At 76.1% G+C, this 19,600-nt stretch carries 17 protein-coding genes, 1 pseudogene and 1 riboswitch; of the genes and pseudogenes, 5 read left to right on the top strand and 13 right to left on the bottom strand.

The window, feature by feature from the left end:
* Positions 1-15: 15 nt before the first annotated feature.
* The 7 genes from ACFP3R_RS26875 to ACFP3R_RS26905 all read right to left on the bottom strand — a co-directional run bounded on the left by ACFP3R_RS26875 (position 16) and on the right by ACFP3R_RS26905 (position 8,941).
* The gene (locus ACFP3R_RS26875) at positions 16-1,296 is read right to left on the bottom strand and encodes a cobalamin biosynthesis protein (protein WP_380639587.1); all 1,281 of its coding nucleotides are present in this window, start codon (positions 1,294-1,296) and stop codon (positions 16-18) included.
* Positions 1,293-2,135, bottom strand: a complete 843-nt coding sequence (locus tag ACFP3R_RS26880; protein ID WP_380639589.1) for a bifunctional cobalt-precorrin-7 (C(5))-methyltransferase/cobalt-precorrin-6B (C(15))-methyltransferase — start codon at positions 2,133-2,135, stop codon at positions 1,293-1,295. Before ACFP3R_RS26880 ends, ACFP3R_RS26875 begins: the two co-directional genes overlap by 4 nt.
* A 1-nt stretch (position 2,136) precedes the next feature.
* Entirely contained in the window at positions 2,137-3,336 is a 1,200-nt protein-coding gene (locus tag ACFP3R_RS26885; protein WP_380639591.1) for an SAM-dependent methyltransferase, read from the bottom strand.
* A gap of 64 nt (positions 3,337-3,400) precedes the next feature.
* Complete coding sequence (locus tag ACFP3R_RS26890; RefSeq protein ID WP_380639593.1) at positions 3,401-4,783, bottom strand: cobyrinate a,c-diamide synthase; 1,383 nt, start codon at positions 4,781-4,783, stop codon at positions 3,401-3,403.
* Positions 4,777-5,391: a cob(I)yrinic acid a,c-diamide adenosyltransferase gene (gene cobO, locus ACFP3R_RS26895; protein WP_380639595.1), complete on the bottom strand. Its 615-nt coding sequence runs from the start codon at positions 5,389-5,391 to the stop codon at positions 4,777-4,779. The genes ACFP3R_RS26890 and cobO overlap by 7 nt, the downstream gene beginning before the upstream one ends.
* 9 nt (positions 5,392-5,400) lie before the next feature.
* Entirely contained in the window at positions 5,401-7,425 is a 2,025-nt protein-coding gene (locus tag ACFP3R_RS26900; RefSeq protein ID WP_380639597.1) for a putative cobaltochelatase, read from the bottom strand.
* Between the two features lie 40 nt (positions 7,426-7,465).
* Positions 7,466-7,603: riboswitch (cobalamin riboswitch) on the bottom strand.
* Between the two features lie 108 nt (positions 7,604-7,711).
* Positions 7,712-8,941, bottom strand: coding sequence for a cytochrome P450 (locus ACFP3R_RS26905; protein WP_380639599.1), 1,230 nt, complete (start codon positions 8,939-8,941; stop codon positions 7,712-7,714).
* 36 nt (positions 8,942-8,977) lie between these two features.
* Here ACFP3R_RS26905 and ACFP3R_RS26910 point away from each other — a divergent pair, with 36 nt between their 5' ends.
* Entirely contained in the window at positions 8,978-10,159 is a 1,182-nt protein-coding gene (locus tag ACFP3R_RS26910; protein ID WP_380639601.1) for an 8-amino-7-oxononanoate synthase, read from the top strand.
* On the opposite strand, the gene ACFP3R_RS26915 is transcribed toward ACFP3R_RS26910, so the two are convergent.
* A complete protein-coding gene (locus ACFP3R_RS26915) occupies positions 10,110-10,571 on the bottom strand; it encodes a GNAT family N-acetyltransferase (RefSeq protein ID WP_380639603.1) in 462 nt (153 codons plus the stop codon). The two genes, ACFP3R_RS26910 and ACFP3R_RS26915, sit on opposite strands and share 50 nt — an antisense overlap.
* A gap of 49 nt (positions 10,572-10,620) precedes the next feature.
* Positions 10,621-11,343: a serine protease gene (locus ACFP3R_RS26920; protein ID WP_380639605.1), complete on the bottom strand. Its 723-nt coding sequence runs from the start codon at positions 11,341-11,343 to the stop codon at positions 10,621-10,623.
* 175 nt (positions 11,344-11,518) lie between these two features.
* Between ACFP3R_RS26920 and ACFP3R_RS26925 the strand changes: the two genes are divergently transcribed.
* Positions 11,519-12,124 (top strand): LysE family translocator, encoded by a 606-nt coding sequence (locus ACFP3R_RS26925; RefSeq protein WP_380639607.1) that lies wholly within the window; start codon positions 11,519-11,521, stop codon positions 12,122-12,124.
* A 222-nt stretch (positions 12,125-12,346) separates the two neighbouring features.
* Here the strand turns inward: ACFP3R_RS26925 and ACFP3R_RS26930 are convergent.
* Both ACFP3R_RS26930 and ACFP3R_RS26935 read right to left on the bottom strand, forming a co-directional pair.
* Positions 12,347-13,012: pseudogene (locus tag ACFP3R_RS26930) on the bottom strand (S1 family peptidase); the annotation flags it as partial.
* A 54-nt stretch (positions 13,013-13,066) separates the two neighbouring features.
* On the bottom strand, positions 13,067-14,101 hold the full coding sequence (locus tag ACFP3R_RS26935; RefSeq protein WP_380639609.1) for a M48 family metallopeptidase: 1,035 nt from the start codon (positions 14,099-14,101) through the stop codon (positions 13,067-13,069).
* 69 nt (positions 14,102-14,170) lie between these two features.
* Here ACFP3R_RS26935 and ACFP3R_RS26940 point away from each other — a divergent pair, with 69 nt between their 5' ends.
* The gene (locus ACFP3R_RS26940; protein ID WP_380639611.1) at positions 14,171-15,127 is read left to right on the top strand and encodes an alpha/beta hydrolase; all 957 of its coding nucleotides are present in this window, start codon (positions 14,171-14,173) and stop codon (positions 15,125-15,127) included.
* A 57-nt stretch (positions 15,128-15,184) separates the two neighbouring features.
* Here ACFP3R_RS26940 and ACFP3R_RS26945 read toward each other — a convergent pair whose 3' ends face one another.
* Both ACFP3R_RS26945 and ACFP3R_RS26950 read right to left on the bottom strand, forming a co-directional pair.
* Complete coding sequence (locus tag ACFP3R_RS26945) at positions 15,185-16,162, bottom strand: hypothetical protein (protein ID WP_380639613.1); 978 nt, start codon at positions 16,160-16,162, stop codon at positions 15,185-15,187.
* 141 nt (positions 16,163-16,303) lie between these two features.
* Positions 16,304-16,885, bottom strand: coding sequence for a TetR/AcrR family transcriptional regulator (locus ACFP3R_RS26950; RefSeq protein ID WP_380639615.1), 582 nt, complete (start codon positions 16,883-16,885; stop codon positions 16,304-16,306).
* Between the two features lie 73 nt (positions 16,886-16,958).
* On the opposite strand from ACFP3R_RS26950, the gene ACFP3R_RS26955 reads away from it, so the two are divergent.
* Together ACFP3R_RS26955 and ACFP3R_RS26960 are read left to right on the top strand one after the other, a co-directional pair.
* Positions 16,959-17,615: a CatB-related O-acetyltransferase gene (locus ACFP3R_RS26955; protein WP_380639617.1), complete on the top strand. Its 657-nt coding sequence runs from the start codon at positions 16,959-16,961 to the stop codon at positions 17,613-17,615.
* A gap of 34 nt (positions 17,616-17,649) precedes the next feature.
* Positions 17,650-19,557: a patatin gene (locus ACFP3R_RS26960; protein ID WP_380639619.1), complete on the top strand. Its 1,908-nt coding sequence runs from the start codon at positions 17,650-17,652 to the stop codon at positions 19,555-19,557.
* Positions 19,558-19,600 lie beyond the last annotated feature (43 nt).

Here is a 19,600-nt window from a genome sequence, read left to right on the forward strand (position 1 = left end):
AGGGGACCGGAGACTTCACAGTTGACCGGTGACACCCGTCACACGCACGACATCCGCCCGAACCGGGCCGGTAACGACCGGGCCGGCGCCCACGTCCACGAACGCCACCGCCGCACCGGCCTCGGCCAGCCGCACCGCGCCGTCCGCGCGGACCCGCGTGCCGGGCCGCAGCAGGTGCCGCACCCGCGCCACGCACTCCTCGCTGCCGACCACCACCGACGCCCGCCGCAGCTCGGCCTCGGCCCGGGGCGTGCGCTCGTCCGCGTCGCCGGGACCCAGGCCCACCAGCGCCAGCCGGCCGCGCGGCAGCACGCGCGCCGCGGCCACCGTCACCCCGGCGCCCTTGGCCTTCTCCGCGGCGATCTCCACCCGCCCGCCGCCGGACAGCTCCGCCGCGCCGCGCAGCGCCGCCGCCTCGGCCACGCTCGGGATGCCGATGGCCAGCTCCGCCGGGTTGGGCACCGGGATCACCGCCAGCTCCGCGCCGGGGTAGGTCAGCAGCGGCGCGGTGGTCGAGTCGTGCCAGAAGCCCCAGTCCTCCAGGGCGTCCGCGATGCCCTGCTCGGCCACCTTGCGGTCGAGCGTGGCGAACGCCCGGATCGCCCGCAGGTCCAGGCCGCCCTCCTCCTGGAGCCGCGCCAGCGCCGCCGACACGGCCGACGCGGGCACCCCGGTGCTCGACCCGACGCCGACGACGAGGGTGCGCGGCACCACCCGCACCACGCGCTCCCTCGGCGGGCCCTTGGGCACCCGGTCGTCCACCAGCACGGTCCACGCCCGGTCGTGGTCGTGGCCGTGGTCGCCGGTCCCGGTCCCGGCGACGTTGTCCGGCATCGCGGGCAGCGGGAAGCCCAGCGGGTTGGCCAGCAGCACCGGCTCACCGCGCCGGATCGCCTCGCCGCACCCGGCGACGTCGCCCTCCACGGTGGCGTCGAGCAGCTCCACCAGCTCGTCCAGCGGGGAGTCCGCGGTCGCGGAGGTCACCACCGCCTGGAGGCCCAGCACGTCCGCGACCCGCTCGGCCAGCGCGTCCGCGCCGCCCAGCAGCGCCACGGCGAACCCGCCGTCCACGCACACCACGCCGGGGTCGGACCGCTCGTCGCGCACCAGCGGCGCGACCAGCCGCACGGCGGCGCCCGTGCCGAGGAAGAACACCGCCGAGCCCAGCAGCGGCCACAGGCGGCGCAGCGCGGGCCCGACCGGACCGTCCGGCACCACCGCGTCGGGGCCGAGGAACCCGGCCAGCTCGACCGCGGCGCGCCGGCCGGCCGCACCCGCGGCGAAGATCCCGATCACGGTTCTTTCCTCCCCCACAGCACGGTCACCGGGTTGGTGGCCAGCAGCGAGCCGCCGACCAGCCGGGCGGCGGACAGCTGGCTGCCCTCGACCTCGTAGCCGGCCCCGGCCAGCGCGTCCCGGGCGGGCACCACGCGGTCCAGGCGCGGGGTGGCCACCACGACCCGCCGGGCGCCCGACCGGGCGACCCGGCGCACCACCTCCGGGCCACCGCCGCCGACGAACACCGCGTCCGGGGTCGGCAGCTCGCCCGCCTCGCCCAGCTCCGCCTCGACCACCCGCACGTCCACGCCGTGCGCGGAGGCGTTGGCGATGATCCGCACGCACTGCACCGGGTCCCGCTCCACCACCACGACCGCCGCGCCCAGCCGGGCGCACTCCACGCCGACCGCGCCGGGGCCCGCGCCGACGTCCCAGACCAGCACGCCGGGGCGCGGGGCGAGCCGGGCCAGCGCCAGGGCCCGCACCTCGACCGCGGCGACCGTGCCGGCGCGGTGCGCGAACTCGTCGTCGGGCAGCGCCCAGCCACCGGGCGCGGGCGCGAAGTCCTGCTCCGCCAGGCAGAGCACCGCGCCCGGCGATTCCCAGCGGCGCACCACGGCGTCCGCCGGGTCCACGGTGGCGGCGCCGGCGGCCGGGTCGACCACCGATGTGGGCCGCCACCCGGCCAGGCCGCGCCCGAGCGCGGCGGGGTCGGCGCCGGAGACCACGACGGCGGGGCGCGCCCGGCACACGTTCAGCGCGTGCCGCTCGCCGACGGCGGCGGCGTCGACGGCGGTCACGTCCGCCCAGGACCGACCCGCCCCGGTCACGAACCGGTGCAGCGCGACGACGTCCACGTCAGTGGGCGCGCTTGCTCTTCTTGGTCCGCGGCGTGCGCGGCGTCGTGCTGGCGCGGACCGTGGTCGGCTTGGGCTTCGCGGCGGCGGCGACCACCGGCTTCGGCCTGGGCTCGCCGGCGACGGTGGCGGTGTCCACGTCCTCGGCCGGGACGGCGGGGTCCTCGGTGGGGTCCTCGGTAGGGTCCTCGGCGGGGTCCCGGGTGTCGACGGGGCCGGCCGGGTCCTCCCGGTCCTCCCGGTCCTCCGGCTCACCCGTGCCGATCACCAGGTCCAGCACCGGCTCGTCCCGCACCCTGGCCGCGGCGCGCTTGCTGCGCGCGGTCTCCTGCCAGTCGTGCACCGCCGACCACGCGGCCGCCGACGGCGAGTCACCCGTCGACCGCTCGGCCGTCCGCTCACCCGACCGCTCGCCCGCCGACCGGCCGGCGCGCAGCGCCCACCGCGACGGCCGCGACCGGCGCACCGGCTCGTCGCCCTCGACCACCACCGCGGCGGACCGGCCGCGGGGCGCGGGCGGCGCGAGCACCTTGCCGACCAGGAGCAGCGTGGTGCGGTAGAGCTTGTGCTCCTTGACGCACGCCTCCAGCCCGCCGACCGTGGTCCGCACGACCGTCTCGTCCGGCAGGGACACCTTGTAGGCGACCACGACGGGCGTGTCGTCGGGGTAGCCGCCGGCGCGCAGCCGCTCGACCACCTGGCCGGCCCGCGCGCCGGACGCGGAGATCGCCATCGTGGTGCCGTGCGCGGCGAACGCCTCGACGTGCTCGGCGGTCTCGGGGCCGACCAGCACCAGCGACTGCGCCACGTCCGACGCGGTCAGCTCGCGGCCGACCGACGCGGCCGCCGCGGAGACCTGGGACACGCCGGGCACCACCTCGGTGTCGAGGCCGAGCCGCCGGCAGACGTCCCGCTGCTCGTTGAGCCCGCCCCACAGCGCCGGGTCGCCCGCGTGCAGGCGCACCACCCTGAGCCGGCCCGCCGCGGCGCGGCGGTACAGCTCCACCACCTCGGGCTCGGGCACCCGGGAGAAGTCGACCAGCTCGGCGTCGGGGCGGGCGTGCTCGCGCACGCACTCGGCCTCGACCACGGCGGGCGCCCAGAGCACCACGTCCGCCTCGGCTATCCGCCTGGCGCCGCGCACGGTGATCAGATCGGCGGCGCCGGGACCGGCGCCCACGAAGGAGACCCGACCAGTCATCACCACTGCTCCCCATGACGCGTTCGGCTGGTGGGCATGGACCGTACCGCGTTCGGGGGTTCCACTATCGAGTGGCCTCAACGGGTGCCGCCCCGGCCGCGCAGGCCCGCACGAAGCGCGCCACGGCCCCCGGCGCGGACGCCGGGTGGGTGTGCAGGTACGACGCGTGCACGCCGCCGAGCACGAACCCCTCGGCCACCGGGCGCAGGTCGTGCCCGCGCCACCGCCAGGCGGGTTTCGCGCCGTGCGGGACGCTCAGCGCGGTGCGGTGGAACTCGTGGCCGGTGATCCGGGCGCCCGGCCGGGCGAGCACCGAGTCGTGCGGCGCGACCGCGTCGCGGTAGCCCAGGGTGAGCCGGGGCGTCATCGCGCCGTCCGCGTCGAGCACCCCGCACATCGGCGCGCCGTCGAGGGACTTGGCCAGGTACAGCAGGCCGCCGCACTCGGCGTGCACGGGCGCGCCGGCGCGGGCCAGCCGGGTGACGTCCTCGCGCAGCCGCTCGTTGGCGCTCAGCTCGGCCGCGTGCTGCTCGGGGAACCCGCCGGGCAGCACCAGGCCCGCCGTGCCCGCGGGCAGGGCCTCGTCGCGCAGCGGGTCGAGCACGACCACCTCCGCCCCCGCCGCCGCCAGCAGCTCGACGTGCTCGGCGTAGCCGAAGGTGAACGCCGCGCCGCCCGCGACCGCGATCACCGGTGAGCCGTGGGCGTGAGCCGGGCCCGCCTCCTCCCGGGGGTCCCAGGCGGTCGCGGTCACCGCGGGGGCCTCGGCGGCGAGCCGGCGCACCCCGTCCAGGTCGACGTGCCGGGCCACGGAGTCCGCGATGGCCTCCACCGCCTCGACCGCCGCCGGGCCGTGCTCGGCGGCGGTGACCAGGCCGAGGTGGCGGGAGGGCAGCCGGAACCGGTCGTCGCGCGGCAGCGCGCCCAGCACCTCCAGGCCGACCTCGGCGCAGGCGCCGCGCAGCACCTGCTCGTGGCGCGGGGAGCCGACCTGGTTGAGCACCACGCCACCCAGCCGCACGGTCGGGTCGTAGCCGCGGAAGCCGTGCAGCAGGGCGGCCAGGCTGCGGCTCTGGCCCCGGGCGTCGACCACGAACAGCACGGGCGCGGACAGCAGCTTGGCGACGTGCGCGGTGGACCCCAGGCCCTCGGTGTCCACCCGCCCGTCGAACAGGCCCATCACGCCCTCGACCACGGCCAGGTCGCAGCCGCGCGCGCCGTGCGCGAACAGGGCGGGCACCCGGTGCTCGCCGACCATGACCGGGTCGAGGTTGCGGCCCGGCCGGCCGGTGGCCACCGCGTGGTAGCCGGGGTCGATGTAGTCGGGGCCGACCTTGAACGGGGCCACCCGGTCGCCCGCCCGGCGCAGCGCCGCCATCAGGCCGGTGGCCACGGTGGTCTTGCCGCTGCCGGAGGCGGGGGCGGCGACCACCAGCCGGTTCACCACTCGATCCCCTTCTGGCCCTTCTGCCCCGCGTCCATCGGGTGCTTGACCTTGGTCATCTCCACCACCAGGTCGGCGGCCTCGACCAGCGCGGCGGGCGCGTGCCTGCCGGTGATGACGACGTGCTGGTGGCCGGGCCGGTCGCGGAGGGTCTCGACCACCTCGGCCACGTCCACCCAGCCCCAGTGCACCGGGTAGGTGAACTCGTCGAGCACGTACAGCCCGTGCCGCCCGTCCCGGATCCGGCGGGCGATCTCCTGCCAGCCCTCCCGCGCGGCGGCGGCGTGGTCGTCCTCGGTGCCCTGCTTGCGGGACCAGGACCAGCCCTCGCCCATCTTGTGCCACTCGACGGGGCCGCCCTCGCCGGTCTGCTCGTGCAGGCGGCCCAGGGCGCGGAAGGCCGACTCCTCGCCGACCTTCCACTTGGCGGACTTGACGAACTGGAAGACACCGATGGACCAGCCCTGGTTCCACCCGCGCAGGGCGAGGCCGAAGGCGGCGGTGGACTTGCCCTTCATCTCCCCGGTGTGCAGGACGACCAGGGGCCGGTTGCGGCGCTGCCGGGTGGTGAGCCCGTCGACGGGCACGGCGGACGGTTGGCCTTGGGGCATCTTCGGCTCCTACGCGGCTCGGGCGGCGCGGACCACGCCGGCGACCTGGTCGGCGGACAGCTCTTCGAGGCGCAGGCACGCGGCGTCCAGCGCGCCCGCCACCCGCCCGGCCAGGCCGAGCCTGATCGGGCCGTGCTCGCAGTCCACGACCACCGCGGCCACCCGGTCGGCGGCCAGCAGGCCCGCGGCGCGCAGGGCGTCGCGCAGCGGGTCGCCGCCCGTGCCGGAGGCGGTCGCGCGCCCGTCGGTCAGCAGCACCAGCAGCGCGCGGCGGCGCGGGTCGCGCACGCGCTCGGTCCCCAGCACGCGCCGGGCGCGCAGCAGGCCGTCGGCCAGCGGGGTGCGGCCGCCGGTGCGCAGGGCGCGCAGCCGGGCCGCCGCGGCGTCCACCGAGTGGGTCGGCGGCAGGGCGACGGTGGCCTCCCGGCCCCGGAACGTCACCACGCCGACCTTGTCGCGCCGCTGGTAGGCGTCGCGCAGCAGGGAGACCACCGCGCCGCTGACCGCGGACATCCGCTGCCGCGCGGCCATCGACCCGGAGGTGTCGACCACGAACAGCACGAGGTTGCCCTCCCGGCCCTCGCGCACCGACCGGCGCAGGTCCGATCCGCGCAGCTCCAGGCCGGGACCGCCGCGGCCCCGGGCGGCCTGGTGGGGCGCGGCCGCGGCGAGCGTGCCGAGCAGGTGCAGACCCGATCCGTCCACTGTGGAGGGTCGGACCACGCGGCCGGTGCGGGCGCGGGCCCGGGAGCGCTTGCCGGGCGCGCCGTCGCCGACGCCGGGCACCTGGAGCAGGCGGGCGCGGAAGGCGGGGGCGGGGGTGTGCGTGCGCTCGGCGGAGGGGCCGCCGCCGTTCCCGGCGGGCTGCTCGGGCGGGCGACCCGGCAGCTCCGCACCATCACCGTCGGGCACGTCGTCCCCCGGACCGCCGCCGGGGCCGCCGCCGCCGTCGTCGGGTCCCTCGTCGTCGGGATCGCCGTCAGGGCCGTCCTGGGGGCCGCCGTCGGGCCCGTCCGGCTCCCGGGCGGCCTCCTCGCCCTGCCGGAGTGCGTCGTCCAGCTGCTCCTCCTCCAGCCCCGGCTCGTCGAACGGGTCGCGGCGCTTGCGGTGCGGCAGGGCGAGCCGCACGGCCGCCTCCACGTCCTCCTCCGCCACCTCGTCGGCGCCGCGCCAGGCGGCGTGCGCGGTCGCGGTGCGGGCGACCACGAGGTCCGCGCGCATCCCGTCCACCTCGAACGCGGCGCAGATCGCGGAGATGCGGCGCAGCTCGGCGTCCGGCAGCACGACCGCCGCCAGCCGGGCGCGGGCCCCGACGATCCGCGCGGCCAGCGCGGCGTCCTGCTCGGCCCAGCGCGCGGCGAACCCGTCCTGGTCCGCCTCGTAGGCCAGCCGCCGCCGGACCACCTCGGTGCGCGTGGGCACGTCCCGGGCGGCCCGGACGGTGACCGTCAGGCCGAACCGGTCCAGCAGCTGCGGGCGCAGCTCGCCCTCCTCCGGGTTCATGGTGCCCACCAGCAGGAACGACGCGGCGTGCGACACGGACACGCCCTCGCGCTCCACGTGCGCGCGGCCCATGGCGGCGGCGTCGAGCAGCAGGTCCACGAGGTGGTCGTGCAGCAGGTTGACCTCGTCCACGTACAGCACGCCCCGGTGGGCGGCGGCCAGCAGGCCCGGCTGGTAGGCGCGCACGCCCTCGGTGAGGGCGCGCTCCAGGTCCAGCGAGCCGATCAGCCGGTCCTCGGTCGCGCCGACCGGCAGTTCGACCAGCCGCGCGGGCCGCCGCTCGGACCCCGCCGCGTGCGGTCCGTCCGGGCAGTCGGTCGCCACCGCCGGGTCGCAGCCGAACCGGCAGCCCGGCACCACGTCCAGGCCGGGCAGCAGCGCGGCCAGCGCGCGGACCGCGGTCGACTTCGCGGTGCCCTTCTCACCTCGGACGAGCACCCCGCCGATACCGGGGTGCACGGCGTTGAGCAGCAGCGCCGTGCGGAGGTCGTCCTGTCCGACGACGGCGGAAAAGGGGAAACGCGCGCCCATGCGGCGGTGTCCTTCCTCGGGTGTCCACGCCCGGGTCCGGTAGCGATGACGTCGGGGGGCGAGTTCCTGGCTCCCGGGGTGAACCGGTCACAGTGGCGGGACCGCGCCGGATTCGCACCGGCTTCCTCGCGCACCCCTACAGCCCCGGCATCGTCGCACCTGCGGCCGGCGGCTCCAAGCCCCGGGGACGCGAGCGCGATCACACCGGGACCGGCCGCACGCCCCCGGCACCGCCGCGGACCAGGCCGGTGGAGGCGTCCCGGGACGTCGACGCGCTGTCGACGCGCTACCGCCGGCCGACCCCGCCCGGGGCCACGAGCCGCCGGGCGGCCGCCTCGCCGGCGGGCCCGTCCCGGTCCCCCAGGTCCACCTCGACGGTCAGCGGCGCCCGGAACGACAGCAGGCCCAGCACCGGCGGCGGGTCCGCCGAGGCCAGCCGCAGGCGCGGGAACCGCAGCGCGGTCTCCCGCAGCACCACCTCCGCCTCCAGCCGGGCCAGGCCCGCGCCGAGGCAGAAGTGCCTGCCGTGGCCGAACGCCAGGTGCGCGCGGGCGTTCGGGCGACCGGGGCAGAACCGCTCGGGGTCCTCGAACGCGCCGGGGTCCGAGCCCGCGCCCGCGAGCATCAGCAGCAGCGGCGCGCCCGCCGGGACCTCGACGCCGGACAGCACGACCGGCTCGGCCGCGACCCGCCGCCAGGTGGTGACCGGTGGTTCCCGGCGCAGCACCTCCTCGACGCACGCGGCCGCCAGGCCGGGTTCGGGCAGCCGCGACCACAGGTCGCCGTGCCGCAGCACCGCGTGGAACGCCGCGCACAGCAGCTGCGTCGTCGTCTCCTGGCCCGCGATCAGCAGGAAGTAGCACAGCCCGGCCGCCTCCCGCAGCGGCACGCCCCGGGCCCGCAGCGCGCCGAACAGGTCGTCGCCGCGCGGGTCGGCGACCTCGATGCGCCCGGTCAGCCACCGGTGGAACGCGGCGGCCGGCCCGGCCAGCTCCCGCTGCCGCGCCGGCGAGACGTCGCCCCAGAACAGCTCCAGCGACGCGGTGCTCCACGCCTTCAGCGCGGCCACGTCCACGTCGCGGATGCCCAGCACCTCCAGCAGCACCACCGCCGGCAGGTCGCGGGCCAGCGCCGGGTGCAGGTCCACCACCCCGGTCAGCCCGGCCAGCCGCGCCGCGGTCAGCTCCGCGATCCGCGGCCCCGCCGCCGCCACCCGCGCGGGCGTGAGGAAGCGGGCGACCAGCCGGCGCAGGGCGGCGTGGGTCGGGGTCCCGTTGTTGGCCAGCGTCGGCGGCAGCGAGAACCCGGCGCGGGCCAGCTCCCGCAGCACCGGGCCGGGGATCGGGACCACCGCGGTCAGCGCGTTGTCCGGGCGGAACCGGCGCGGGTCGGCCAGCACCGCGCGCACGTCGTCGTACCGGCTGACCAACCACAGCCCGGTGCGCCCGTCCCGGTGCACCGGCGCCCGCTCGCGCAGCGACCGCAGGTCGGCCGGTCCGGGCTGGAAGAGGTCCACGCCGGCACGGTAGCCGCCGGGTGCGACACTGCCGGCGTGAGTGTGCGCACAGGTGAGTCGGTGTTCGACTGGATCGACACGCGCGCCGGGGCCCGCGCCAAGGCCGGCCTCGCGCGCCGCGTCCGGCCCCGCCCCGCCGAATCCGCGGACCTCGACCTGGCCTCGAACGACTACCTGGGCCTGGCCCGCGACAAGCGGGTCACCGGGGCGGCGGCCGCGGCCGCGCTGCGCTGGGGCGCGGGGTCCACCGGGTCCCGCCTGGTCACCGGGTCCACCGAGCTGCACACCGAGCTGGAGTACGAGCTGGCGAACTTCTGCGGCGCCCAGTCGGCCCTGGTGTTCTCCTCCGGCTACCTGGCCAACCTCGGCGCGCTGGCCGCGCTGTCCGGACCGGGCACCGCGATCGTCGCCGACCAGCACATCCACGCCTCGCTGATCGACGGCACGCGGCTGTCCAAGGCCGACGTGGTGGTCGCCGGGCACTGCGACGTGCCGCAGGTCGCCCACGCGCTGGCCACCCGCGGCAAGCGGCGGGCGCTGGTGGTGACCGACTCGGTGTTCTCCGTGGACGGCGACCTCGCGCCGCTGGCCGAGCTGCTGGCGGCCTGCCGCGAGCACGACTCGGCCCTGGTCGTGGACGACGCGCACGGCCTGGGCGTGCTCGGCGAGGGCGGGCGCGGCGCGGTGCACGCGGCGGGCCTGGCCAAGGCGCCGGACGTGGTGACCACGCTGACGCTGTCGAAGTCGCTGGGCGCGCAGGGCGGGGCGGTGCTCGGGCCGAGCCGGGTGGTCAAGCACCTGGTGGACACCGCGCGCACGTTCATCTTCGACACCGGCCTGGCCCCGTCCGGCGCGGCGGCGGCGCTGACCGCGCTGAAGGTGCTGCGCGAGGAGCCGGACCGGCCCGCGCGGGCCCTGGACGTGGCCCAGGACCTGGCGTTCCGGCTGCGCGAGGCGGGGCTGTCGGTCAGCACGCCGACCGCGGCGGTGGTGTCGGTGCGGGCGCCCTCGCCCGAGGCGGCGTTCGGCTGGGCCGAGGAGTGCCGGGCCCGGGGCGTGTCCGTGGGCTGCTTCCGGCCGCCCTCGGTGCCGGACGGCGTCTCCCGGCTGCGGCTGACCGCCCGCGCCGACCTCACCGGGGCCGACGTCGAGCGGGCCGTGCGGGTGATCACGGAGACCGGCGCATCCGCCGGTGCGGTATCCCGTCCTCGTCCGTGAACTCCGCGCCCTGCGGCTCGAAGCCGAACGAGGCGTAGAAGTCGACCACGTAGGTCTGCGCGTCCAGCACGCAGTCGGCCCGGCCCACCTCGGCCAGCGCCGCGTCCACCAGCCGGCGGCTGTAGCCGCGGCCGCGGGCGGCGCGGGCCGTGCAGACCCGGCCGATGCGGAACCCGCCGCCGGGCTCCTCCAGCAGCCTCAGGTAGGCCACCGGCTCCGGTGAGCCGTCGGCCTCCAGCCACAGGTGTCGGGTGCCCGGCTCCAGGTCGCGGCCGTCCAGGTCCTGGTACACGGCCTTCTGCTCCACCACGAACACGTCGCAGCGCAGCTTGAGCAGGCGGTAGAGCTGGTCCGGCGTCAGGTCGGCCGACCACCGGCGACGCAGGGTCGCCGGGTACTGGGGTGAGCGCACGGCACCGTGGTACCACAGCATCAGCGCCACGACCGGCACCGACCCCGCATCAGAGCCACTCCCGGTACCGGGCCAGGGCGGTGTAGACACCGGGGTGGTCGGCGCGGGCGCAGCCGTGGCCGAAGGACACCACGCCGACGAGTTCGCCGGCCGCGGTGAGCGGACCGCCCGAATCGCCCTCGCACGCGTCCTTGCCGCCCTCGGGGTAGCCCGCGCACAGCATCGCGCCCGGTCGGTAGCCCCGCACCAGGTCCGCGCACTCGGCGTCCGCGCGGATCGGCACGTCGACCTCGCGCAGGACGCGGCTAGGCGGCCGCAGCTCGCCGGTGCGGCCCCAGCCGCGGACCACGGCGGGCCCGGTGCCGGGCTCGGCGACCCGGACCGGCTGGTAGGGCAGCGGGTCGACCAGGGTCAGGGTCGCCACGTCGTCGCCCGCGGTGACCGCGGTGAAGTCGGGGTGCCGCCAGATCGCCGCGACCCGGCTGCCGCGACCCGCCCGACTGTCCAGGTCGGCCCGGCCCGCGACGGCGGTCAGCTCCTCCGCCCGCCGGTCGCGCCGGCCCACGGCGGAGCGCTCGACCGTGCAGTGGGCGGCGGTGACGACCTTGTCCGGCGCGATCAGCGCCCCGCCGCAGAAGAAGTTGCCCGCCTGGTCGAACAGGGCCACCACCCACGGCGCGGGCGGGGCCTCCCGGCCGCCGACGACCGCGGCCGCGGGGAGCCCGGAGAAGAGCAGGACGAGCACGGCGAACACCGGCGCGCTGATGCGCATGGACCACTCCCCTACGTCACGTGGATGAACGGGCACAGACCGTAGCGGAGCGCGCACGACTTCCCTATCCGGGTATGGGAACCGGAAAATCTGTTGTTAGAATCCCCTGATACCGAAGATTCCACGGCCAGTGAGACAGATCACGAGCATCTGTCCGGAACATGAGGGAGGTTCCATGCACCTGGATCTCACCCAACTGCCCGCGTTCCTCATCGCCTGCGCGGTGGTGGTCCTGACCCCGGGCGTGGACGCCTTCCTGCTGCTGCGCACCTCGGTGCGGGCCGGGACGCGCGCCGGCCTGCTGGCGCTCGCGGGCATCCACACCGCGGCGCTCCTCCAGGTCGCGCTGGTGATCTCGGGCGTCGGCGCGGTGATCGCCCGCTACCCGGCGGCGCTGACCGCGCTGCGCTGGATCGGCGCCGCCTACCTGCTCTACCTGGCCGTGTCGATCACGCGCGGCCTGCTGCGGCCCACGTCCGAGGGGGAGTCGGCGGTCGCGCCCCGACCGTTCCGGCAGGGGTTCCTGACCAACATCACCAACCCGAAGATGCTGCTGTTCTCGCTGGCGTTCCTGCCGCAGTTCATCGGCTCGGGCGACCCCGCGCCCCAGCTCACCCTGCTCGCCGCGGTGTTCCTCGGCCTGGCCGCGCTGTGGGAGCTGACCATCGTGGTCGCCGCGGCGCGGGTCGCGGGTCCGCTGCGCCGGCCCGGCGTGACCACGGCGCTGGACGCGGTGTGCGCGGCGGTGTTCCTGGCCATGTCGATCGGCCTGGTGGTCTGACGCGCGGGCCCGGTGCCGGCCGGGCCCCGCCGGGAACGTCGGACGCGCCTCGCGCCCTCCGACCCCCGCAGCACCCGCAGGCCCCGCAGCACCCGCCGGCCCCGCAGGCCCCGCCGCGCCGGCGGGCTGCCCGGTCAACTGCTCGGTCAGCGCGTCGAAGTGGGTGGCGATCCGGCCGTAGACGCCGGGCTTGCCCCGGCGCGCGCACCCCTCACCCCACGACGTGACGCCGATCAGCTTCCCGCCCGCCACCATGGGACCGCCGGAGTCGCCCTGGCAGGTGTCGATGCCGCCCTCCGGGAAGCCCGCGCAGGTCATCTCGCCCGCGTCGTACTGGAAGTAGGCGGCCTCGCAGTCCTCGTCGGACATCACCGGCACGGACGCCGCCAGCAGGTACCGCGACGGGGCGCCCTGCTCGCTCGTGCGGCCCCAACCCAGCACCAGCGCCTCGGTGCCCGGCGCGTACAGCTCGTCGTCCTCCGGACCGGCCAGCGGCAGCGGCTGGTTGGGCACCCGCTCGCGCAGGGTCAGCACGGCGACGTCCGCGCCCCGGTCCGCCGCCACGTAGTCCGGGTGGACCCAGACCTCGTTCAGCCGGACCACCCGCCCCTGCCTGCTCTCCTTGTCCTCTCGACCCACCACGACCCGCGCGTTGCGCGGCGTCATGTTCACCGCGCAGTGCGCCGCGGTGACCACCTTGTCCGGCGCCACCAGGGTGCCGCCGCAGAACTGGTAACCGTTGGAATCGGCCAGGTAGACCACCCACGGGTGGTCCGCGATGGCCACCCGCCCGCCGCCCACCACGCGCTCGCCCGGCGTCAGCTCCTCCGCCGTGGCGGCGCCCGCCAGTGCCATCATCAACGTCATCAACAACGCGGCCAGCCGCATCGCCCCTCCTCCTGGTCAAGGACACCCAGGAGGAAGTTAGCCCGAACGGGCGAGTCAGTTGGACTGTTCGGCCTTATTTCCACCGAACTTGCTACGGACCTTGTCCGCCGTGCCCACCACGACGTCGCCGAGTTCGTTGAAGACCTTCATCAGGGGGTCCTCGGACTGGGCCGCCGACTCCCTGTACGAGCGGGCCGCCGCCCTGAGGTCCTCGGTGAACGACGTGGTCGGCCGGTCGTCCTCGCGGCGCGCGTAGTCGCCGGTCAGGATGGTGCGGTACTCCTCGCTCGCCGCCCACCTCTGGAGCTCGGCCGCGCGCACCACCGCCAGCGGGTGGGTCAGCGGCCAGGTGCGGATCAGCTTGAGCACCGAGTCGCGCACGTCCTCGACCTGCTCGTACTCCCGGGCCTGGTTGAGGAACTCGGCCGTGTCGACCTCGCTGAGGTCCATGCCGCCCGCCATCGCCACGTGCGCCCGCAGGCCGGCGGCCGGGTCCTGCACGCACAGCAGGCCGGCGCGGTCGCAGGTCAGCTCGGTCTTGCGGTACCACTCGCCCAGCGCCGCGATCACCGCGCGGATCGCCCAGTACCCGACGGGCATCCAGCCCATCCCGTACTGCACCTGCACCAGGCGCTGGAGGATCGTCCGGTACAGGGCGTGCCCGGACAGCACGTGCCCCATCTCGTGCCCGATGGTGAAGCGCAGGCCGTCCTGGTCGAGCAGCTCCACCAGTCCCGTGGTGAGCACGATGAACGGCTTGTCGATGCCGATGGTCATCGCGTGGGGCAGCGGGTCGCGCCGCACGAACAGCTCCGGCACCGGGTCGACGTCCAGCGTCGCCGCGGTCTCCAGGCGCAGCCGGTCCAGCGCCGGGTACTGCTTCGGCCCCACCCGGATGCTCGACGCCAGGTGGCCCAGCCGCTCACCGCGCTCGGTGAACGCGCCCGCCACCGCCTGGAGCACCGGACCGATGCCCGGCACCGCCCGCAGGACCGCCAACGCCCCCCGGTCCACCGGGTGCTCGTACGCCCGGGGGCTGATGCCCGGGAAGCGCACGCGTGCGGTGGACCGCTCGATTTCCTCGCCCATCGGCCCAGGGTGCCACGGTGCCACGGGTCGGCGTTCCCGAACGGGACAACCGCCGGGCACACTGGCGGCGTGGACGAGACCGGCGGCCGGGCCGCCCAGCAGGCGGACGTGCTCGGCAGCGGCTACGAGGCACGCGGGCTGCCGCTGGGCGGCGACGTGGGCGCGGTGCTGGTGCGCCGGCGCGCCGAGCCCGCGACCCGGGGCGCGGTGCTGTACGTGCACGGGTTCGCGGACTACTTCTTCCAGACCCACGTGGCCGAGCACTTCACCGCGCGGGGCTTCGACTTCTACGCCCTCGACCTGCGCGCCTACGGCCGCTCGCTGCGACCGGGGCAGGCGGCGAACTTCGTCACCGACCTCACGCAGCACTTCGAGGAGGTCGACGCCGCGGTGCGGGTGATCCGCGAGGAGGACGGCCACCGGCGGTTGGTCGTGGTCGGCCACTCCACCGGCGGGCTGATCACCAGCCTGTGGGCGCACGAGCGGCGGGACGACGACGTGCTCGACGCCCTGGTGCTCAACAGCCCGTGGCTCGACCTGGCGGAGTCGTGGCTGTTGCGCACGGTCGGTACGGCGGTGGTCCGGGGCGTCGGCCGGATCGCGCCCCGGCTGGTGCTCAAGCCCGGCCTGGGCCCGGTGTACGGCCACAGCATCCACCGCGACCACCACGGCGAGTGGGACTTCGACGTCGCGTGGAAGCCGATCGAGGCGTTCCCGGTGCACGCCGGGTGGCTGCGCGCGGTCCGCCGCGGTCACGCCCGGCTGCACCGGGGGTTGGACGTGCGGGTGCCGGTGCTGGTGCTGTGCGCGAGCCGCAGCCACCTGCGCGCCAAGCGGTGGGCGCCCGAGGCGATGACCGCCGACACCGTGCTGGACGTGGCGCACATGCGGAAGTGGGCGCCGAGGATCGGGCGGCGGGTGCGGGTGGTGACGGTGGAGAACGGGATGCACGACCTGTTCCTGTCGGCCGGGCCGGTGCGCGAGCGGGCGCTGGCCGAGGTGGACGGGTTCCTGGACGCGCTCTGACCTGACCGGTCCTGGCTCGTCCCGACCCGGGCGCGCGCCTTCAGGTGCCCTCGCGCCTCAGGTGCCGGTGGGGCGCTCCGGGGCGACGAGTTCCGCCACGACGTCCACCAGCCGGGCGAGGGCCGACACGACCAGGCTCCCGGCGATGCCGAGCACGATGCCCGCGATCGTCAGCGCCCGCACGTCGTCCTGGTCGGTACCGCGGGCGGCGAACAGCAGGTCGGGCTGCGTCAGGTAGCCGAAGTTGTGCTCCTGCCCCTTCTTGCCCACCCAGTGCTGCGTGAGCTCCTGGTTCACCGAGAAGGCGTCCACGCCCGCCTCGGGGTAGGACTCGGACAGCACCCAGTCCGGGTCCCGGTTCAGCGCCACGCTGCCCAGCAGGTCGCTCTGGTGGTCGGTCCGGTCCTGGACCCCGTTGTAGTTGACCTGGGGCAGCAGTGCGGTGAGGCGCCTCGGGGTCCGGGTCCAGACCCAGGCCGCGGGCACCACGCAGTGCAGCGCCGCGGCGTTCCGGTCCTCCGCGGTGTTCCTCTTGACCGCCGTGTTCACGGTGCCCGCCCACTGGGGGAAGGAGGCGGAGACCGGGTCCTCCGCGAGCGCGCCGCGGGGGTGGGCGCCCCGCTTCCGGCTCGTCCGGTCCGCGGCGAACGCGCTCCTCGCCCCGGCGCCGAGGTCGTCCCACGCCGCCGTCGGGACGGGTTTGCCCTGACAGGTCACCTCGCCGGGGAGGTCCGGGCCGAAGAACGTGACGCGCACGCCGAGCTGCTCGTACTCGGTGGCGTCCGCGTCGACGGTCCGGACCCCGAACCACGCGGTGATGTCGCCACCGACGTCACCGGTGAAGTGCGCGTGCAGCTCGTGGTCGGTCTCGCCGCCCTCGGTGGAGAAGACCAGCAGGGGCCGGCTGCCCTCGGCCACGGTCCGGGGCCGGTCGATCACGTCCACGGCCGGCGGGAGGAAGACCCAGCACAGCGCGCCGGCGGACGCCAGCGCCCCCAGCACCTTGACCACGTTGGTCCGCAACGTCCTCGACACAACCGATCATCGCGCGGCGGGGCCGGATCGTTGCGGAACTCCGCCACCGGTCCCCGGAGCACCCCGGCGCCACCCCTCGGAACACCCCGTCCCCCGCCCCTCGGAACACCCGTTCCCGGTCCTCGGGGCACCCGACGATCCTCAGAGCACCCCGGCGCGGGCAGCGGCGAGCGCCGCCCGCGCCGCGCGCTCGCCGGTGGCGCGGTCGAGCGGTTCACCGGACACGAACACCCGGTAGAACAGCGGGGCGCAGGTCTGCCGCACCAGCTCGGCGGGGTCGGTGCGGGGCGGCAGCTCGCCGCGCTCGACGGCCCTCTCCACGATGCCCGCGGCGGCGGCGTGCCGGGCGGCGTAGTAGTCGTGCTTGGCCTGCCGGGCGCGGCTCGACTGGAGGGCGGCGGCGACCAGGGCGATGGGGACGCGGCTGCGCACGGGGTCGGTGAAGGTGTCGACGACCTCGTGGGCGAGCGCGATCAGGTCGCCCTCGGCGGAACCGGTGTCGGGCGCGGTCCAGGCGACGTCGCGGCCGCGGTCCAGGGCGTCGGCGATGAGCACGTCCACGGTGCCCCAGCGGCGGTAGACGGTGGTCTTGTGGACGCCCGCGCGGTCGGCGACGTTCTCGACGGTCATCCCGAGGTAGCCGCGGTCGACGAGCTCGGCGTGCACGGCCTCCAGCACGGCGTCGCGGATGCGGGCCGACCGGCCGCCGGGTCGTGTGCTCAAGTGCGACTCCAGTTGCGTTGAGGGTGCGTGCGTGCCACTCTAACGCAACACGAGTTGCGACAAGGAGTTCTCTTTGACCTTCGTCCCCGACCCGACCACCCTGCACCCGCTGGCGCACACCGACCGCGTGGTGCTGCTCAAGCCGCTGGTGACCGCGCCGACCGTCGAGGTCGGCGAGTACACCTACTACGACGACCCCGAGCACGCCACCGAGTTCGAGACGCGCAACGTGCTCTACGGGTACGGGCCGGAGAAGCTGGTCATCGGGAAGTTCTGCGCCCTCGCCAGCGGCACCCGGTTCATCATGGCCGGCGCGAACCACCTCGACACCGGCGTGTCGACGTTCCCGTTCACGATCTTCGGCGGGGCCTGGCAGGAGCACACGGCCGACCTGTTCGCGGACATGGGGACGCGCGGGGACACCGTCGTGGGCAACGACGTGTGGTTCGGCTACGACTGCCTGGTCATGCCGGGCGTCACCATCGGCGACGGGGCGATCATCGCGGCCGGGGCCGTGGTGGTGTCGGACGTGCCGCCGTACTCGGTGGTCGGCGGGAACCCCGGGCGCGTGCTGAAGCGGCGCTTCCCGGACGAGGACGTGGCCCGCCTGCTGCGCGCCCGGTGGTGGGACTGGCCGGTGGAGCTGATCACCGAGCACGCCCGCACGATCATGACCGGCACGCCGGCCGAGGTCGAGCGCATCGCCGCCGAGCACCACCGATCGGCCTAGCGCCCCGTCCCCCCGGCGGGTGGATCATGGGGGCATGGCGGAGGAGCACGACCGGTACTGCGACCTGACCATGCGGGGCGGCACCACCAGCGGCGTGGTGTACCCGTGGGCGGTGGTGGAGCTGGCCGAGCACTACCGCTTCCGGTCGCTGGGCGGCGCGTCCGCCGGCGCCATCGGGGCCGCCTTCACCGCCGCCGCCGAGCGGGGGCGCGAGCAGGGCGGGTTCCGCAAGCTCCACGACCTGGTCGACTGGTTCGCCGCGCCGGGCTGGCGGATGGCCCAGCTGTTCCAACCCGGCGAGGACACGCGCAAGCTGTTCCGCATCGTCGTGGCCTCCATGCAGCGGCGGGACACCACCGGGCGCAGCCCGGTGACCTGCCTGCTGCTCGCGCTGCTCGGCGCGGTCGGTTGGCGGGCGCGGCTGCTGCCGGCCCTGGCGCTGGTCCTGTGGCTGATCGGGCCCGCGCTGTGGTCCCGCGTCGTGCGGTGGGGCTCGACGCCGACGTGGGTGCTGGTCGCGATCGCCGCCGCGGCGCTGGTCGTCGTGACGGTCGTGGTGGTGCTCCTGTCGGTGCGGGGCGGGGGTTCCCGGCTGCGGCGCGCGGGCACCGCGCTGCTGCTCCTGGCCCCGCTCGCGCCGGTCGCGCTCGCCACCCGGTGGACCGCCCCGAGCCTGGCGAGCGCGGCCACCGCCGCGGTGTGCTGGCTCGTGCTGGGCTTCGCCCTGGTCAGCGTCATCGCGCTCACCTTCGGCCTGAGCGCCAAGCGGTTCCTCGACCGGAGGGCGGCCACCGTCCACTTCGGGCTGGTGCCCGGCACCGGCCGGTTCGAGGCGAACTTCTGGGACCGCCGCTGCGGGGTGCCGAGATCGACCGGCGTGCCGCCGCTGGGCGACTGGATCGCCGACCGGCTCGACGACCTGTCCGGCGTGCCGGACCTGACCTTCGCCGACCTGAACACCACCCTGGTGCTGATGACCACGGACCTGTCCGAGGGCCGCCCCTACCGGCTGCCGTTCACCGAGCCGGCCGACGCGTGGCTGTTCTGCCGCACGTGCCTGGGCGTGGTGCTGCCCCGGCGGACCGTGGAGGTCCTGGGCCGCGAGGAGTCCGGGCACCGCTGCCCGCGGCACCCGGACGAACCGGTCCACGTCCTGCCGCGCGACCTGCCCGTGGCGCTCGCGGTCCGGATGAGCACGCCGCTGCCCGGCCTGATCGCCGCCGTGCCGCTGGTGCGCGCCGAGCCGGAGCCCCGCGTGCACTGGTTCTCCGACGGCGGCATCACCAGCAACTTCCCCATCCACTTCTTCGACCAGCTGCTGCCCCGCTGGCCGACGTTCGGCCTGAGCCTCCAGCCGTACCCGCCGGGCGACGACCGGGACGTGTGGCTGCCCGAGCAGGACGCCTCCACCAGCGGCGCGCCGTGGCGCGGCATCGGGCTCGTGCAGCACTTCGCGTCCGCGATCCTGGACACCCTGCTCGGCTGGCGCGACACCGCGCAGTCCGCGCTGCCCGGTTACCGGGGCCGGATCGCGCACGTCCGCGTCCGGCCGGACGAGGGCGGCACCAACCTGTTCATGCGGCCGGAGACGATCCTCGCCCTGGCGCGGCGGGGCGAGGAGGCGGGCAGGCTGCTGCGCACCCGGTTCACCCAGGACGCCCGGACCGACCGGTACCGCTGGATCCGGATGCGGCTGGCCATGCGCGAGTACCAGCAGCTGGCCGAGCAGGCCGAGCAGCGCGGCCCGCTCTACCGGGAGCTGGCCGAGCGCTACCGGGTCCCGGCCGACCTGCGGGACTGGTTCACCGTGCCGCCGACCGGCACCGACCCGCACGCCCGGGAGATCGCGATCACCCTGGACGCGCTGGGCGGCCTGCCGAGGGGCCCGTTCGACGGCGAGCCGCCGATCGACCCGGATTTGCGCCTGACCCCGCCGGAGTGACCCGGCCCGGTGTGACCCAGCCCGGAGTGGCACCGACCCGGGT

This window comes from Saccharothrix lopnurensis (assembly GCF_042658445.1).
GTDB lineage: Bacteria > Actinomycetota > Actinomycetes > Mycobacteriales > Pseudonocardiaceae > Actinosynnema > Actinosynnema lopnurensis.

Bases quoted from the DNA above. Each gene is read 5' to 3' on its own strand.
- ACFP3R_RS26885 (WP_380639591.1), bottom strand. From the start codon at position 3,336: ATGACTGGTCGGGTCTCCTTCGTGGGCGCCGGTCCCGGCGCCGCCGAT.
- cobO (WP_380639595.1), bottom strand. From the start codon at position 5,391: ATGCCCCAAGGCCAACCGTCCGCCGTGCCCGTCGACGGGCTCACCACC.
- ACFP3R_RS26900 (WP_380639597.1), bottom strand. From the start codon at position 7,425: ATGGGCGCGCGTTTCCCCTTTTCCGCCGTCGTCGGACAGGACGACCTC.
- ACFP3R_RS26920 (WP_380639605.1), bottom strand. From the start codon at position 11,343: ATGCGCATCAGCGCGCCGGTGTTCGCCGTGCTCGTCCTGCTCTTCTCC.
- ACFP3R_RS26925 (WP_380639607.1), top strand. From the start codon at position 11,519: ATGCACCTGGATCTCACCCAACTGCCCGCGTTCCTCATCGCCTGCGCG.
- ACFP3R_RS26935 (WP_380639609.1), bottom strand. From the start codon at position 14,101: ATGGGCGAGGAAATCGAGCGGTCCACCGCACGCGTGCGCTTCCCGGGC.
- ACFP3R_RS26960 (WP_380639619.1), top strand. From the start codon at position 17,650: ATGGCGGAGGAGCACGACCGGTACTGCGACCTGACCATGCGGGGCGGC.